The 14,340-nt window shown below is 60.0% G+C and carries 15 protein-coding genes; 11 read left to right on the top strand and 4 right to left on the bottom strand.

Annotated features, from left to right (window positions below; translation table 11 throughout):
* Window positions 1–17: 17 nt before the first annotated feature.
* The 4 genes from ACIPF8_RS02860 to ACIPF8_RS02845 are packed head-to-tail and all read left to right on the top strand — an operon-like array spanning window position 18 to window position 4,060.
* On the top strand, window positions 18–1,349 hold the full coding sequence (locus ACIPF8_RS02860; RefSeq protein WP_400416965.1) for an LLM class flavin-dependent oxidoreductase: 1,332 nt from the start codon (window positions 18–20) through the stop codon (window positions 1,347–1,349).
* A gap of 36 nt (window positions 1,350–1,385) precedes the next feature.
* Window positions 1,386–2,081, top strand: coding sequence for a peroxiredoxin-like family protein (locus ACIPF8_RS02855; RefSeq protein ID WP_400416964.1), 696 nt, complete (start codon window positions 1,386–1,388; stop codon window positions 2,079–2,081).
* A gap of 6 nt (window positions 2,082–2,087) precedes the next feature.
* Window positions 2,088–3,695 carry an FAD-binding protein gene (locus tag ACIPF8_RS02850; protein ID WP_400416963.1) on the top strand — a complete coding sequence of 536 codons (1,608 nt, stop codon included), beginning with the start codon at window positions 2,088–2,090 and terminating at the stop codon, window positions 3,693–3,695.
* A complete protein-coding gene (locus ACIPF8_RS02845; protein ID WP_400416962.1) occupies window positions 3,695–4,060 on the top strand; it encodes a 4Fe-4S binding protein in 366 nt (121 codons plus the stop codon). Before ACIPF8_RS02850 ends, ACIPF8_RS02845 begins: the two co-directional genes overlap by 1 nt.
* 95 nt (window positions 4,061–4,155) lie before the next feature.
* Here ACIPF8_RS02845 and tolR read toward each other — a convergent pair whose 3' ends face one another.
* Genes tolR through ACIPF8_RS02830 form a run of 3 tightly spaced genes read right to left on the bottom strand, consistent with a single transcriptional unit; the run spans window position 4,156 to window position 6,150 of the window.
* Window positions 4,156–4,584, bottom strand: coding sequence for a protein TolR (gene tolR / locus ACIPF8_RS02840; RefSeq protein ID WP_400416961.1), 429 nt, complete (start codon window positions 4,582–4,584; stop codon window positions 4,156–4,158).
* A gap of 1 nt (window position 4,585) precedes the next feature.
* A complete protein-coding gene (locus tag ACIPF8_RS02835) occupies window positions 4,586–5,389 on the bottom strand; it encodes a MotA/TolQ/ExbB proton channel family protein (protein ID WP_400416960.1) in 804 nt (267 codons plus the stop codon).
* A 32-nt stretch (window positions 5,390–5,421) separates the two neighbouring features.
* A complete protein-coding gene (locus ACIPF8_RS02830) occupies window positions 5,422–6,150 on the bottom strand; it encodes an energy transducer TonB (protein WP_400416959.1) in 729 nt (242 codons plus the stop codon).
* Between the two features lie 302 nt (window positions 6,151–6,452).
* Between ACIPF8_RS02830 and ACIPF8_RS02825 the strand changes: the two genes are divergently transcribed.
* The 7 genes from ACIPF8_RS02825 to ACIPF8_RS02795 all read left to right on the top strand — a co-directional run bounded on the left by ACIPF8_RS02825 (window position 6,453) and on the right by ACIPF8_RS02795 (window position 12,922).
* Window positions 6,453–7,061, top strand: coding sequence for a cysteine dioxygenase (locus ACIPF8_RS02825; protein WP_400416958.1), 609 nt, complete (start codon window positions 6,453–6,455; stop codon window positions 7,059–7,061).
* Window positions 7,058–8,689, top strand: a complete 1,632-nt coding sequence (locus ACIPF8_RS02820; RefSeq protein WP_400416957.1) for a rhodanese homology domain-containing protein — start codon at window positions 7,058–7,060, stop codon at window positions 8,687–8,689. The genes ACIPF8_RS02825 and ACIPF8_RS02820 overlap by 4 nt, the downstream gene beginning before the upstream one ends.
* Window positions 8,690–9,068: 379 nt before the next feature.
* The gene (locus ACIPF8_RS02815) at window positions 9,069–9,770 is read left to right on the top strand and encodes an SDR family oxidoreductase (protein WP_400416956.1); all 702 of its coding nucleotides are present in this window, start codon (window positions 9,069–9,071) and stop codon (window positions 9,768–9,770) included.
* A 111-nt stretch (window positions 9,771–9,881) separates the two neighbouring features.
* Complete coding sequence (locus tag ACIPF8_RS02810; RefSeq protein ID WP_400416955.1) at window positions 9,882–10,370, top strand: winged helix-turn-helix transcriptional regulator; 489 nt, start codon at window positions 9,882–9,884, stop codon at window positions 10,368–10,370.
* A 126-nt stretch (window positions 10,371–10,496) separates the two neighbouring features.
* On the top strand, window positions 10,497–11,300 hold the full coding sequence (locus ACIPF8_RS02805) for an MlaE family ABC transporter permease (RefSeq protein WP_400416954.1): 804 nt from the start codon (window positions 10,497–10,499) through the stop codon (window positions 11,298–11,300).
* An 18-nt stretch (window positions 11,301–11,318) separates the two neighbouring features.
* Window positions 11,319–12,257, top strand: coding sequence for an MlaD family protein (locus ACIPF8_RS02800; protein ID WP_400416953.1), 939 nt, complete (start codon window positions 11,319–11,321; stop codon window positions 12,255–12,257).
* Window positions 12,254–12,922: a hypothetical protein gene (locus ACIPF8_RS02795; protein WP_400416952.1), complete on the top strand. Its 669-nt coding sequence runs from the start codon at window positions 12,254–12,256 to the stop codon at window positions 12,920–12,922. The genes ACIPF8_RS02800 and ACIPF8_RS02795 overlap by 4 nt, the downstream gene beginning before the upstream one ends.
* Here the strand turns inward: ACIPF8_RS02795 and ACIPF8_RS02790 are convergent.
* Window positions 12,919–14,214, bottom strand: coding sequence for a lipase family protein (locus ACIPF8_RS02790; RefSeq protein WP_400416951.1), 1,296 nt, complete (start codon window positions 14,212–14,214; stop codon window positions 12,919–12,921). The genes ACIPF8_RS02795 and ACIPF8_RS02790 overlap by 4 nt on opposite strands.
* Between the last annotated feature and the right edge of the window lie 126 nt (window positions 14,215–14,340).

The following is a 14,340-nucleotide window of genomic DNA, read 5'->3' as shown; positions in this document are numbered from 1 at the left end:
ATTACTTACGAGACATCATGACAACACAACGACAACTCAAACTCGGTTTCATGCTGCACGGCGTCGGCCCCGGCTGGGGCGATTGGCGCCATCCCGACGCCCATCCGGGCGCCAGCATCGACATCGATTTCTATACACGCCAGGCGCGGCTGGCGGAAGCCGGGAAATTCGACTTCCTGTTCGTTGCCGACAGCGTCCACATCACCGAAAAATCTAGCCCGCATTACCTGAACCGCTTTGAACCATTGACCATCCTGTCGGCGCTGGCCGTGGTCACCTCACGCATAGGCCTGGTCGGTACATTGACTGTCAGTTACAGCGAACCGTACACAGTGGCGCGCCAGTTCGCCTCGCTGGACCACATCAGCCGTGGCCGCGCCGGCTGGAACGTCGTGACTTCCTGGCTTTCCGGCAGCGCCGCCAACTACGGCAAACCGCAGCATCCGCCGCACGAGGTACGCTACCGCATCGCCGCCGAGCATTTGCAGACGGTGCAAGGGTTGTGGGATTCGTGGGAAGACGACGCGCTGACGCATGACAAGGCCGGCGGCGAGTTTTTCGATCCGGCCAAGCTGCACACACTGAATCATCAAGGCGATTTCTTTTCAGTGCGCGGCCCGCTCAATATCAGCCGTTCACAGCAAGGGCAACCAGTGATCTTCCAGGCCGGCGCGTCAGAAGAAGGACGCAATTTTTCAGCCCGCCATGCCGACGCCTTCTTTACCGCCAGCGAATCGTTCGAATCAAGCCAGGCTTATTACAAGGATATCAAGGCACGCGCCACCGCCTTTGGCCGCGATGCCCGGCGCATCGGCGTATTTCCAGGCCTGCGCAGCATCGTTGCTGCGACCGAAGAAGAAGCAGAACGCAAATACCAGGAAGCGTTGGCGCTGATTCGCATCGAAGACGCATTGCCGATGTTGGGACGCGCCTTTAACGATCACGATTTCACGGCCTACCCGCTCGATGCACCGTTCCCCGATGTCGCCAGCTTCGGCCACGACAGCAATCGCAGCACCGCCGAACGCATCGTCCAGTTGGCACGCAGCGAAAACCTGAGCCTGCGCCAGATCGCCTTGCGTTTCGTCAGCCCACGCCGAGAGTTCGTCGGCACCGCCGAACATGTGGCCGATTCGATCCAGCGCTGGTTCGACGGCGAAGCCGCCGACGGTTTCATCCTGGTCGAAACCCTGCCGCGTCAGCTGGATGCCTTTGTCGAACTGGTAGTGCCGCTGCTGCAAGCGCGCGGCATCTATCGCCAGGACTATACGCACGACACCTTGCGCGGCCACCTCGGCTTGACCGTGCCCGAGAACCGTTACACGGCAGCGCGCCGCCAGGCCGCCTGAGCCGAACTTTCATTCCCCCTTCGATTGGAGCATGCCATGCCAGACAACAAGGAATCAGTACGCCAGCTACTCGCCGACCTGCACGCCCAACGCGTCGCCACCATGGATCCGAAAGCGTTGCAGATCAACATCGACCAACGCCAGTTGCTGGTGCGCAGCGTGAATCGCGGGCGTTTCGTCAAGACCGGCGACGTCTTGACGCCTTTCGAATTGGAAGAAGTCAACGGCGCCACATTGACGCTCGACACACTGCTGGAACACGGGCCGGCAGTGTTGATCTTCTTCCGCTTCGCCGGCTGCCCTGCCTGCAATATCGCACTGCCCTACTACCAGCGGCAGCTTGCGCCCGGATTAAAGAAACTGGGCGCGACACTGGTGGCAGTCAGCCCGCAAGTGCCGGAGCGCCTGGTCGATATCAAAGTACGGCACAATTTTGATTTCCATGTGGCCTCGGATCTCGGCAATGCACTCGGTCGCCGGCTTGGCATCTTGTACACCTTCGATCAGGCGTCGCAACAGGCCAGCGTCGCCAGCGGCAAGCCGATCGGAGAAGTGACCGGGACCGGCACCTGGGAATTGCCGATGCCGACCGTGCTGGTGATCGATCGCCAGCGCACGGTGCGCTTTGTCGACGTCGCTCCCGACTGGCTGGTGCGCACCGAGGCTGAGCCTATCCTGGCTGCGGTCGAGGCGTTGCAGGTTGAGCAGCGGCAGCCGGCACTGGCCAGCTAGATGGGAATGTCGGCGCAAAGCGACAAGGATCGGCTGCAACTTGACAGCGACGTGCTGGTCATCGGCGGCGGCTTGTCCGCTGCGTGGGCGGCGATTGCCGCCGCATTGGCAGGCGCTGCCGTGACCCTGGTCGATAAAGGCTATTTCGGCAGCAGTGGCGTCACTGCCACTGCCGGCCCTGGCCATTGGTGGGTGCCACCCGACCCGCTGCTGCGCCAGCAAGCCATTCAACGGCGTCACGCATTGAGTGGCGGCCTGGCCGATCCGCACTGGATGGCGCGCATCATCGACCAGACCTGGCGCACGCTGCCGATGCTGGCGGCGTATTACGATTTTCCGGTCGACCAGCACGGCGTCACGCAATACCGCGCATTACGCGGCCCTGAGTATCTGCGCGCATTGCGGCGCCTAGCCACCGATCTCGGCGTCAGGATCCTGGATCACAGTCCGGCGCTGGAACTATTGCTGCATGACGACGGCTCAATCGCCGGCGCCAACGGCATCCGACGCCAGCTCGACCAACCCTGGACCATACGCGCCGCCGCCGTGGTGCTGGCCACCGGCGGTTGCGCATTCCGCTCGCACCTGCTGGGCGCCCATACCAACACCGGCGATGGCTATCTGATGGCCGCAGAAGTTGGTGTGCCTTTGTCAGGCATGGAGTTCTCGAACTATTACACAGTGGCGCAAGCGCATACCAGCATGACGCGTTCCATGTCCTACGCGTTTGCCCGCTATTTCAATAGCGACGGCCACGAACTGCCGATCCTGGGCGGACCGCAAGCCAGCACCAGCCTCGGTCAGGCGCTGTTGCAAGGACCGGTATATTGCAGCCTGGATCGCACGCCCGCAGACATCCGCGCCCAACTGCCGCAGATCAGCCCCAACGTCATGCTGCCGTTCGCGCGCAAGGGCATCGATCCGTATCGAGATCGTTTTGAAGTCACATTGCACTGCGAAGGTACCGTGCGCGGAACTGGCGGCCTGCAAGTCATCGACGCCAATTGCCAGACCCTCGTACGCGGCCTGTTCGCCGCCGGCGACACTGCCAGCCGTGAATTGATCGCCGGCGCCACTTCCGGCGGCGGCGCACAGAATTCTGCATGGGCCTTGTCTTCCGGCCACTGGGCCGGCCAAGGCGCGGCAGCTTTAGCCAGCAAAACCGGCCGCCGTGCCGATGCGCCGGTACGCGCCTGCGGCCAAGCCGGTTTGCGGCCGACCAGCAATAGCGCAGAGATCGACAACCGCAGCGTCATCGCCGCCGTGCAGGAAGAAATGCTCCCACTAGACAAAAACCTGTTTCGCAACGGCGACCGGTTGGAACACTCATTACTAAACCTTGACAGAACCTGGCGCGAAGTCAGCAACCATCTGCGGGGAACAGGCCTAGCTGCAGTAGCGGCACGCGAAAGCGCGGCACTCGTGGCCTCGGCCCGCTGGTGCTACAGCGCCGCGCTGGCACGCAAGGAAAGCCGTGGCATGCATCAGCGCAGTGACATTCCACAGCAGGATGAAGACTATGCGCATCGCTTATTGACAGGCGGCCTCGACCGGGTATGGGTTGCCGCCGAAGAGCAATCGAGCAGCAAGCAACCACACAAGGAAACAGCCTGATGATAGAACTGATCCTCACCGACCGCTGCACCCAATGCGGGCTATGCGTACAGGTGTGCCCAACCAATGTCTTCGAATTGCAAGCCGGCGCCGCACCCGTCATCGCCCGCCAACTGGATTGCCAGACCTGCTTCATGTGCGAACTCTACTGCGCCGCCGACGCCCTATACGTCGGCCCAGATTGCGACCGCCCCGTAGCAGTAGAGCCTGCAGCCATCCAAGCCTCCGGCCTGCTAGGCCAATTCCGCCGCGACTCCGGCTGGAATGAGTGGAGCCAGGACCCACAATACGCCAACCAGCACTGGCGCATGGACCAGGTATTCGCCAGAGCCAGAGAAATGGCCGCAAGCGAAACAACAAATTAATTGGGGTCAGAGTCAAATTAATTTAATTCGACTCTGACCCCAATTAATTTGATCCAATCATTACGACAGCGACAGCCTTTTCTCGTTGCTTCCGGTCATTTCGCCGGTGCTGGCTCCGACACCAGCGCTATCTTTGCAAATCCCGCATCGTTGATTTCTCCCATCGTCTCGATCACTTTGCCGTAAGCCAGCGCTTTATCTCCGCGGATGTTGATGCGGCGTTCCAGATCTCCTTCTGATGCTTGCTTCAAGGCCGCGACCAGCGATTCCTTGCTGACCTCGTTCTTGTCGACATAAATCTTGCCGCTGCCATCAAGGCTCACTGCAATCGGCAACTTCTCCTCTTTCAACGGCTTCGCATTCGAAGTCGGCAGATCGACCTTGACTCCCGACGCCATCAACGGCGCCGCCACCATGAATACAATCAACAGCACCAGCATCACGTCCACCAGCGGCGTCACATTGATATCGCTGACCGGGCCGCCTAATTGGCCGGTCACGTTATTGGATAATTTGACTGCCATCTCAAGCTCCCTGCGCGACCAGTTTGGCGCCGCCCTTGTGCGCATGCTGCTCCAGGCTAATGGTCTTGCCTTGCTGATCGTGGCTGCCTTCGATATCGGCCAGCGGCTCACCAGACTCCAATTGCCGCGACAATTGCACCTCGGTGATGCCGATCAAGGTATTGAGCCGATTCGCATAATTATTGAGTTCGCCCGACGCGCGGTTGTACGCGATCACCGCCGGAATCGCCGCCACCAGGCCCAGCGCGGTGGCAAACAGCGCCTCCGCAATGCCCGGCGCCACTACCGACAAGCTGGTGTTGTTGGAGGCAGCAATCCCCTGGAACGAATTCATGATGCCCCATACAGTGCCGAACAGCCCGACAAAAGGCGCCACCGAACCAACCGTCGCCAGCACCGACAAGCCGCGCTGCAGTTTTTCTATCTCGATGCCGCTGGCGATCTGCGCCACGCGGTTGATGCGTTCTTTCAGGCTATCGCGCTCGGCTTCGCTTTGATGCAAACCTTGCTGATGGCTTTCATGCCATTCGCCGATAATCGCCCGATAAATCCTGGCGAAGGGATCGGCCGGCTGGCTCTTCAACGCCACGCCGAGCTTGGTCAAGGAACGCTGCCCGGCCAAGGCGTCAATCCAGACCCGTGCCCGCCGTTGCAGGCTGCTGAAGCGCAGCAGTTTTTCAATCGCCACGCCCCAGCTGGCAACCGACGCCAGCGCCAGCAAGACCATGATCGACTTGACGATCAAGTCGGCCTGCAGGAAGAGTTGTAGCGGGGATAAGTGTGCGGAAAGTTCTGTGGGATGCATGATGTACTCCTGAAAAGATGGTTTGCGTCTAGTTAGTTGACTTTGAAAACGATTGCCCCGGCCAGCAGGTAGGAACTGCCGCCCAGGTCGGGTAATTTGGGGAATGGCGCAGCACTCTTGATGGCGTCAACCGCAGCATCGTCCAGCGTCTCGCTGCCGGAAGTCTGGATTTCGTACTTGAGCAATTCGCCTTGCGGATTCAGCGTCAGCTTGTAGGCGACCCGCCCTTCCTCGCGGCGCATCTTGGCAGCGCGAGGATAGTTGGTGTGACGGCTGATGCGGCTATAGACCTGATTCACGTAGTCGCTAGGGATGCCGTCGTTGCTGATCACGCGTGGCTTGGGTGGCGCCGGCGGCGCTTCGGGAGCGGCGGCCTTGACCGGTTCTGACGGCGTCGGCACGACCGGCGGCGCCGGTGGCGCTGCAATTTCCGCCTTTTCCGCTGCAACCGGCGTGCTGCGAGGGACCGGCGCCGGCAGCGGCCTGGCGCTGCTCACTTTCGGCTGCGGCTTTTGCGGCTCGATCTTCGGCGGCGGAGGCGGTTCCGGCGGCTGCAATTGCTTCGGCGCCAGCACCAGTTCAATCGCCCGCTCCTTCGGCTCGGGCGGCAGCACACGTTGTGACAAGCCCCATACTGCGGCAATCGCGGCAACATGCAAGCCGAACGAAGTCAGTGCGCCGGGCTTGTTCCACCAAGACCGATCCGGATTGAGCGATGCCACAAAAATATCGTTCGGATGGGATAAGGTAATTATGCTCATAGTGAATGCTTTGCGATGTGAAATTCCGATGCGCCGGCACAAAAACGCCGATACGAGACAGTCATGGCGATATTAATCGCTGCAACAATATGAATAAAAGAATTATTTTATATATACAAGTATAAAAAAATTACATAATATTTCTCATGTCGGCGACACCGCCTGACGCCCTCGTGCGAACCTTGCAAAGCGCATTGCACGCATAAGAAAATAGTAAATAATTCGTTTAACTTCAGTTTCTGCGACATTAACCTGCACGCCTCGGCCTTACAGATCTTTGCATTGGAATAAGAAAGGGCAATATGTCTGACTCACACAATCCGCAGCGCCTGCGCGAGTTCGTGACGGCGCTGGCGGCGCTGCTCGACAGCAAGCCTGCCGAAGCAGAAATCCTGCGCGACGGCGGCGCCTTGCTGCAGCAACTGGTTGCAGTTGACGACTGGCTGCCCGATGCCTACGCACAACCGCAGCCGGAGCGTTATCAGCAATACCTGCTGCATGCCGATTCCGCGGAGCGGTTTTCGATCGTCAGTTTCGTCTGGGGGCCGGGACAGGCAACGCCGATTCACAACCATACGGTATGGGGCTTGATCGGCATGCTGCGCGGCGCCGAATATTCGCAACCCTACAAGGCGTTCGACGACGGCCGCCTGCAAGCCGACGGTGCGCCACACAAACTGTTGCCTGGCGCGGTTGAGGCGATCTCACCGACGGTCGGCGACATCCACAAGGTACACAACGCATTCGACGATCGCGCCTCGATCAGCATCCACGTATACGGCGCCAACATCGGCGCAGTACGACGCTCGGTATATGCCGAAGACGGCAGCCGCAAACCCTTTATCTCCGGTTACTCCAATACCCATTTGCCGAACATTTGGGATCGCTCCATCGAATTGAAAAACACATGACAACTACCACTGACATCGCCACTTTCCCTTTGCTGTCGTTCCAGCAGATTCACGCCGCCCTGCTGGAACGCAGCGAACTGGCTTTGCTGGATGTGCGCGAAGAAGCGCCATTCGCCGAAGCCCATCCTTTGTTCGCCGCCAACCTGCCCGTCGGTCGCATCGAATTGGAAGCCTATGCGCGCATTCCGCGCCGCGACACCACCATCGTGGTGTACGACGATGGCGAAGGATTGGCGCTGCCGGCCGCGCGCAGATTACATCGATTAGGCTATAGCGCCGTGCACTTGCTGGACGGCGGGCTGCAAGGCTGGCGCGATGCCGGCGGCGAAATATTCCGCGACGTCAATGCGCCCAGCAAAGCCTTCGGCGAGCTGGTGGAATCGCAACGGCACACGCCGTCGCTATCGGCGCCAGAAGTCAAGGCGCTGCTGGACGCCAAGGCCGATGTGGTGGTGCTTGATGCACGTCGTTTCGACGAGTACAACACGATGAGTATTCCCGGCGGCATCAGCGTACCCGGCGCCGAACTGGTATTGCGAGTGCGCGCACTGGCGCCGCGCCCGGAAACCCGGGTCATCGTCAATTGCGCCGGTCGCACCCGCAGTATCATCGGCAGCCAATCGCTGATCAATGCAGGCATTCCGAATCCGGTCAGCGCCCTGCGCAACGGCACCATCGGCTGGACTTTGGCCGGACAGCAGCTGGAACACGGGAAAACCCAACGCTTTTCCGACCGTCCGACAGATCCGCCGGGCAGCCAGAATCATGCGCAGGCAGTCGCCTCTAGCCGCGAGGTCGCCAATCGCGCTCGTGTCGGGCGGACCGACCTGGCCACATTGGCGCGCTGGCAAGAAGAAGTTGGCCGCACCACGTATCGCCTCGATGTGCGCACGCCGGAAGAATATGCAGCCGGCCATTTACCCGGTTTCAGTTCGGCCCCGGGCGGCCAACTGGTGCAAGAAACCGACCATATTGCGCCGGTACGTGGCGCCCGCATCGTGCTGGCCGACGACGATGGCGTACGCGCCAACATGAGTGCGTCATGGCTGGCGCAAATGGGCTGGGATGTGTATGTACTCGATGGCTTGCAGCAGACAGATTTCAGCGCCAGCGGCAATCCGCCGCCGCAACTGCCGCCGACGTCGCCGTATGAGTCGGTAACGCCGCAACAGCTGGCGCAATGGCTGCAAGACAATGCATCTGGCAACGACAACACTGTGCTGCTCGACTTCACCAGTAGCGCCAACTACGTCAAACAGCATATTCCCGGCGCCCGCTTCGCACTGCGTTCGCAACTGGCGCAAGCATTGCAACAAACCCCGGCAGCCACGCGCTATGTGCTGACCTGTGGCAGTAGCCTGCTGGCCGGTTACGCCGCCGGCGATGCCCAACAACTGACCGATAAGCCGGTGTTTGTGCTGGCCGGCGGCACTGCAGCCTGGATTGCCGCTGGACTGCCATTGGAATCCGGCGAAACCGCTCTCGCCTCGCCGCGCATCGACCGTTATCAACGCCCTTACGAAGGCACCGACAACCCGGTCGCCGCGATGCAAGCCTACCTGGATTGGGAATACGGCCTGGTGGCGCAACTTGCCACAGATGGCAGCCACGGCTTCTTTGTAATTTGAAGCACCAGGGCCTGTTTGCAGCGCCCTTGAAAAGCATGGGGTTGCGTGATTCTCCATACACGCAACCCCAGCACATCCGTTATTGACGAATCAGTCATTCACAGCCACAACGCAATCCCTCCCCCCTAACGCGCCACAACTGCTAGCTGTTTGCCCGCACCAACTGAAACTGATCGCGTGCGCCCCCAACTGGCGACCTCTTCCAGCGACCTCATCAGATTTATGACTTCGGCCTTGCACCTCAAGTAACTTGCATAATAATAGTTACTAGGCTAAAGTAACTATCATCATGAAATCCATATACTCTTTTGCGAGCCAATCACCACCGCTGTTCATTACCTCAACTGAATTGCCCCAACCAACATAAAGGAAACACATCATGAAAATCCAGGATTCCGTTGCATTCGTCACCGGCGCCAACCGCGGCCTCGGGTTGGCCCTCGTCCATGAACTGCTGGCCCGTGGCGCCAGCAAGGTCTACGCCGGCGTGCGCGATCCGGCCAGCATCAAGCTGCCGGGGGTGATCCCGATCAAGCTGGATGTCACCAATGCGGAAGAAGTCGCCGCGGCGGCCGCGCAGTGCGGCGATGTCACGCTGCTGATCAACAACGCCGGCATTGCCCGTATCGTTAGCTACCTTGATCCCGCCGCGATCGACACCGCGCGCGAAATCCTGGAAGCCAACTATATCGGCCCGATCCGCATGAGCCAGGCCTTCACGCCAATCCTGAAGCGCAACGGCGGCGGCGCCATCGTCAACGTGCTGTCGGTCGGCAGCTGGATCAATTCGCCGGAACTATCGCTGTACGCCGCGTCCAAATCCGCCGCCTGGGGTTTCACCAACGGTTTGCGGACTTCGCTGCGCGAACAAGGCACGCAGGTGGTCGGTCTACATGTGGGCTTCATGGACACCGACATGACGCACGGCTTGGATCTCCCCAAGACCAGCCCGCAAGCGGTCGCAGCGATTACCATCGCCGGCGTCGAAAGCGGCCTGGAAGAAGTGCTGGCGGACGACATCACGCGTGCTGTCAAGCAAGGCCTGTCAAGCGGCATTTACCTGGCGCCGCCGCAACGCTGAAGCAGTTAGCCAGAGACAAAACCAGGCGTCCGCACTTGCGGTTTTGTCCCGCAACATCTCCAGAGTTGCTATCATGGTAAAAGTCACAAGAATCTGGAAAGGATACCCACCATGCAACGCAAGAGTTTCAGCAGCATGCAATGCCCGATCGCCCGCAGCCTGGAGCGGGTCGGTGAATGGTGGAGTATCCTGATCCTGCGCGATGCCTTCTTTGGCCTGACGCGTTTCGATGAATTCCAGAAGAGCCTGGACATCGCCCCCAACATGTTGACGCGACGGCTTAACGCGCTGGTCGAAGAAGGTTTGCTGGAGCGTCATCTCTACTGCGAAAAGCCGCCACGTTACGAATACCGCCTGACCCAACGCGGCCGTGATTTCCGGCCCGTACTGCTGGCGCTGCTAACCTGGGGCAACAAGCATTTCTGCCCGGAAGGAGAAAGCATCGTCCTGCTTGACGCACAGACCGGCCAGAACGCCGATCCGGTGCTGGTCGATGCGGTCACGGGCAAGTACATCAACGAAAAGGGATATATCATCGGCGCCGGACCGGCCGCTGATGAAACAACCCTGCAGCGCGTGGCCGGTGCTGTAGCAAAATAATGCCGTAACGCTGGCCCCGTACCTTCATCGCGTTTGGGCGCCTCATGTAAATAAACGCATCACAATTTGGCAAAGCAGCAAGAATCGATCAACGCCAGACATGAATTGCTGCGTTATCATTGCCGCATGCGTCCAACTTCTTATCTCAACGTCAAGCCCGAACAATGGGGTGTGGCCGTCGTACGCACCGCGAAGAGCTGGTGGCTCATGCTGCATCTGGCGGCAGTGGCGCTGGTGATGGGATTTTCGCCTTCCACCTACCACCGCGCAAACCGTAGTGCGACCTATCGTTATATCTATACCGGCACCTGGCAAATACTGCCCTGGTTCACCTTGCTGTGTACCCTGCTCAGCCTGGTGCTGATCCGGATTGTGATTGTGACGGCGCTGAGTTATGGCTTGTCGCGCTATGCGCTGGAGATGGTGGTGCGGGTGCTGGTGCTTGAATTGATACCGCTGTCGGCGGCATTGTTCGTGGCGTTGCGCGCCGGCCTAGCGTTCAATGCCGGCGCAGCGCGGTTTGCCGAATCCGGATCGAAACCAAGCCAGCAATGGCAAGATATCGCACTATTGCGCCGAGACCTGGTGCCGCAGGTCATCGCCAACGCTTTCTCTGTGTTGAGCCTGGCGGTGGTCAGCGGCGTAATCGTCCTGGTGCTGGCTTACGTCAATGTTTATGGCATGTCGCCCTGGGGGCTGGTCGACTACACCCGCACCGTCGGGCGCGTGTTTGAGCCGGCGGTGACGATCGGCTTTGCCTTGAAAACCATTCTCTTCGGACTGGCGGTTGCGGTCATTCCGATGGCTGCCATCCTTGAAGCGTCGCGACAGCATGCCAGCATTTCATCCACAGTCCAGCCCGGCGCAATCCGACTGCTGTTCGTGCTGGTCTTGATCGAGATTGGCGCGCTGGCGGCAAAATACATCTAAAGAAGGAACACACCACTCATGACATCGCCTCCCGATTCTCCCGTAGAAACGTCTACCAACGTCGAACTCAAGGCGCTCTTGCTGCTGGCCTTGATGGCGGCCTTGATATGTGGCTTTGTGCTGTATGTGATGTACGCGCGCGGCGTGTTCGAGAGCACCCAACGTCTGGTGCTGATCTCCGACGATTCACAGGGCGTGCTGGTGGGCATGGACCTGACTTTCTCGGGCTTTCCGATCGGCCGCGTGCAACGCATCGAGCTGGGCGAGGACGGCAAGGCCCGGATCATCATCGATGTGCCGCGCAAGGATGCGAACTGGCTGCGCACCACCAGCGTCTTCACGTTGGAGCATGGCTTGGTGGGCGACACTCGGATTCGGGCGTTTTCAGGCGTCCTGACCGACCCGCCCTTGCCGCCTGATTCCGTGCGCACGGTGCTGATTGGCGATACCGCAGCGCAGATCCCGCGCCTGGTGGCGACCGCCAGCGCCTTGCTGGAAAACCTGCAAGCCATTACAGCGGCGGACTCCAGCCTGAATACCAGCCTGGATAACGTGCAGACCATGACCGGCCGCCTTACCGGGAAATACGGATTGCTGGGCGGCGCACTGGGCAGCGATGAAGATGCGAAGAAAATCGTCGTCGCACTGGACCGTGTCAATGCATTGCTGGCCAAGGCCGATCAGCGTGTTTTCGGTCAACGCGGCGTGATGGATGAAACCCAGGCCGCGATCGTGCAATTGAATGGCGTCCTCAGCGATACCCGCGCCAGCCTGAAGAAAGTCGATGCGGTGCTGGCCGAAGCACAGGCAATCGGCAGCAATGCGCATATGGCCAGCAACGATCTGGGCGCACTACGCGCCGAAGTGGAAGCCAGTTTGCGCAAAGTGACGCAACTGGTGGATGAAATCAACCGCAAATGGCCTTTCGCCCGCGATACGGAGATCAAGCTGCCATGAAGATCACCGCCTCCTGTTTGTCCATGTCGTTGACCTTGTTGCTGGCCGCCTGCGGCAGCAATCCACCGCCGCCGGACTGGCAAAGCAACGCGCATGGCGCCCTGCAGAGTTTTACATCCGCCTACCTGACCGGCAACAGCCGCGTGGCCGATCTCGAATTCGCCCGCGCCCGCAATGAAATCGCCAGCACCGGCCGTGCCGATTTGCTGGCGCGCGCGGAACTGGTGCGTTGCGCGGCCCGTGCGGCCAGCCTGGAACTGGATAATTGCGCCGGTTTCCAGCCGCTGGCGCAGGACGCCGACGCCAGTGAACGCAGCTATGCCGCTTATCTGAATGGACAATGGCAAGGACTGGATGCGAACCTGTTGCCGCAGCAGTATCGGGCACTGGTCAGCGCCAGCGCAGCATCTGCCGACAAGAGCCGGCTGGATGACATCAAGGATCCGTTATCACGCCTGGTGGCAGCTGCCGCCCTGCTGCAGAACGGCAGGCTGACGCCCGCCGAAATCGTGACGGCGACAGAAACCGCCTCCGCCCAGGGCTGGCGCCGGCCACTACTGGCCTGGCTGGGTGTGCAGGCGCAGCGCGCCCAAACTGCCGGCGACCGCGACGCCGAAACGAAGATTCGGCGGCGCATGGACCTGGTGTCGAAACCGTTGCCTTAGCTGGCCGGCGGCGGCACCAATGCCGCACAGTTCGAGGTGATCGATTGGCCGGCAAACAGTTTTTTGACGAACGGTACGGAATCCACCAGCGATGCATTGACCGTGCCGCTGTGATCCTGCCCGACGTAATAATGCTGCTCGACGGTGCTGCCGGCCGCGCAGGCATCCTTGGCGAACAGATATTGGACCGCAGTCGGAATATCCGTATCCAAGGTCCCAGTACCAACAAAAATCGGCGCCGCGAATTTGACCGTCGGATAATTCGAAGACTGTAAAGTTTGAGTCGCCCAACTGGTGACATCGCCCTTGAAGACATCCGACGTCACCAGTTTGTTTTGCGTGATGTAAGACTCGATGGGCGCCAGGCACTGGCTGGCGACTACTGAATAGAAAGCCTTGCCCTTGTCGGTCAGGTTATCCGCCAGCACGAAATTCGGCACCACTCTTTCCGCAGTCGCGTACCCCAGCCAGGCATACGCCTCCAGCGTTGCCAGCACCGAGGTAAATCCCGTGGTCGGAACTTGTGCAGTCAACGAGTTCAGATAAGCCAGCACGCTTTGCAGCTGGTAAGGCACGCCGGTCGCCACCGTTCCCAACAGCTTGATTTCAGGCGCATAAGACGGCGCATAGCCGACTGTCGCAATCGCCCCTTGCGCACCCTGCGACTGGCCGACGATCACCACTGAACTGGACAGTTGCGGAAACGCCTTGGTAACAGCGCGGATACTGTCCAGCACACTGTAAGCCTCAGGCCGCGCATGCAGGTAGGGATGCAGGCCGGGCGTACCCAATCCCTGGTAATCGGTCGACACCACCGCATACCCTTGCGCCAGCCAGGCATCGAGATAGTCGACATCGCGCGGGTCGCGCACGGTCCATGACGGCGCACACACATCGGCCACGCCGACGGTGCCATGCGACCAGGCAATCAGCGGCCAGCCACCGGCCGGGGCAATTCCTTTCGGCAATTGCAAATCGCCCGAAACGTAGTTGGCGGTCTTGCCGTCGTCGCCATCGGTCGAGGTGTACAGGATGCGGATGCCTTGCGAGGCATTCGGCAAGACTTGATTGGCAGGCAGCGGCTCTTGTCGCAACAGCACCCCCGGCGCAGCGGGTGTCGTGCCGTTCCAGGTGTAGAAAGCAGAGACGCCGCCATCGGCGGTGAATGCTTTCGGCTGCTGCTGGACTTCAATACTGCCGTCACCCCCGCAGGCAACAAGCGTCAGGCTGAGTAGGGTCGCTATTGGGAATGCCACGAATTTCGATTGCTGGATCGACTGGATGATGCGCATGAATTGTCTCCTCACTTATTTTTTATGTGTGGTTTTTTCTCATGTGACGGAACCGTCGCACCTCTCCGGATGCAGTACGCGCCTGCCACAGTGATTGTTTCCATTATGCATCATTCGTTGGCTCGA

Origin of the sequence: Collimonas sp. NPDC087041 (assembly GCF_044745265.1) — a bacterium.
Lineage (GTDB): Bacteria > Pseudomonadota > Gammaproteobacteria > Burkholderiales > Burkholderiaceae_D > Collimonas.
The sequence above is the reverse complement of the archived record's forward strand: the minus strand, read 5'-3'. Positions and strand labels throughout refer to the sequence as shown.

What these genes read in the sequence shown, in the direction of transcription:
- ACIPF8_RS02860 (WP_400416965.1), top strand. Translation starts at nt 18, where the DNA reads ATGACAACACAACGACAACTCAAACTCGGTTTCATGCTGCACGGCGTC.
- ACIPF8_RS02855 (WP_400416964.1), top strand. Translation starts at nt 1,386, where the DNA reads ATGCCAGACAACAAGGAATCAGTACGCCAGCTACTCGCCGACCTGCAC.
- ACIPF8_RS02850 (WP_400416963.1), top strand. Translation starts at nt 2,088, where the DNA reads ATGTCGGCGCAAAGCGACAAGGATCGGCTGCAACTTGACAGCGACGTG.
- ACIPF8_RS02845 (WP_400416962.1), top strand. Translation starts at nt 3,695, where the DNA reads ATGATAGAACTGATCCTCACCGACCGCTGCACCCAATGCGGGCTATGC.
- tolR (WP_400416961.1), bottom strand. Translation starts at nt 4,584, where the DNA reads ATGGCAGTCAAATTATCCAATAACGTGACCGGCCAATTAGGCGGCCCG.
- ACIPF8_RS02835 (WP_400416960.1), bottom strand. Translation starts at nt 5,389, where the DNA reads ATGCATCCCACAGAACTTTCCGCACACTTATCCCCGCTACAACTCTTC.
- ACIPF8_RS02830 (WP_400416959.1), bottom strand. Translation starts at nt 6,150, where the DNA reads ATGAGCATAATTACCTTATCCCATCCGAACGATATTTTTGTGGCATCG.
- ACIPF8_RS02825 (WP_400416958.1), top strand. Translation starts at nt 6,453, where the DNA reads ATGTCTGACTCACACAATCCGCAGCGCCTGCGCGAGTTCGTGACGGCG.
- ACIPF8_RS02820 (WP_400416957.1), top strand. Translation starts at nt 7,058, where the DNA reads ATGACAACTACCACTGACATCGCCACTTTCCCTTTGCTGTCGTTCCAG.
- ACIPF8_RS02815 (WP_400416956.1), top strand. Translation starts at nt 9,069, where the DNA reads ATGAAAATCCAGGATTCCGTTGCATTCGTCACCGGCGCCAACCGCGGC.
- ACIPF8_RS02810 (WP_400416955.1), top strand. Translation starts at nt 9,882, where the DNA reads ATGCAACGCAAGAGTTTCAGCAGCATGCAATGCCCGATCGCCCGCAGC.
- ACIPF8_RS02805 (WP_400416954.1), top strand. Translation starts at nt 10,497, where the DNA reads ATGCGTCCAACTTCTTATCTCAACGTCAAGCCCGAACAATGGGGTGTG.
- ACIPF8_RS02800 (WP_400416953.1), top strand. Translation starts at nt 11,319, where the DNA reads ATGACATCGCCTCCCGATTCTCCCGTAGAAACGTCTACCAACGTCGAA.
- ACIPF8_RS02795 (WP_400416952.1), top strand. Translation starts at nt 12,254, where the DNA reads ATGAAGATCACCGCCTCCTGTTTGTCCATGTCGTTGACCTTGTTGCTG.
- ACIPF8_RS02790 (WP_400416951.1), bottom strand. Translation starts at nt 14,214, where the DNA reads ATGCGCATCATCCAGTCGATCCAGCAATCGAAATTCGTGGCATTCCCA.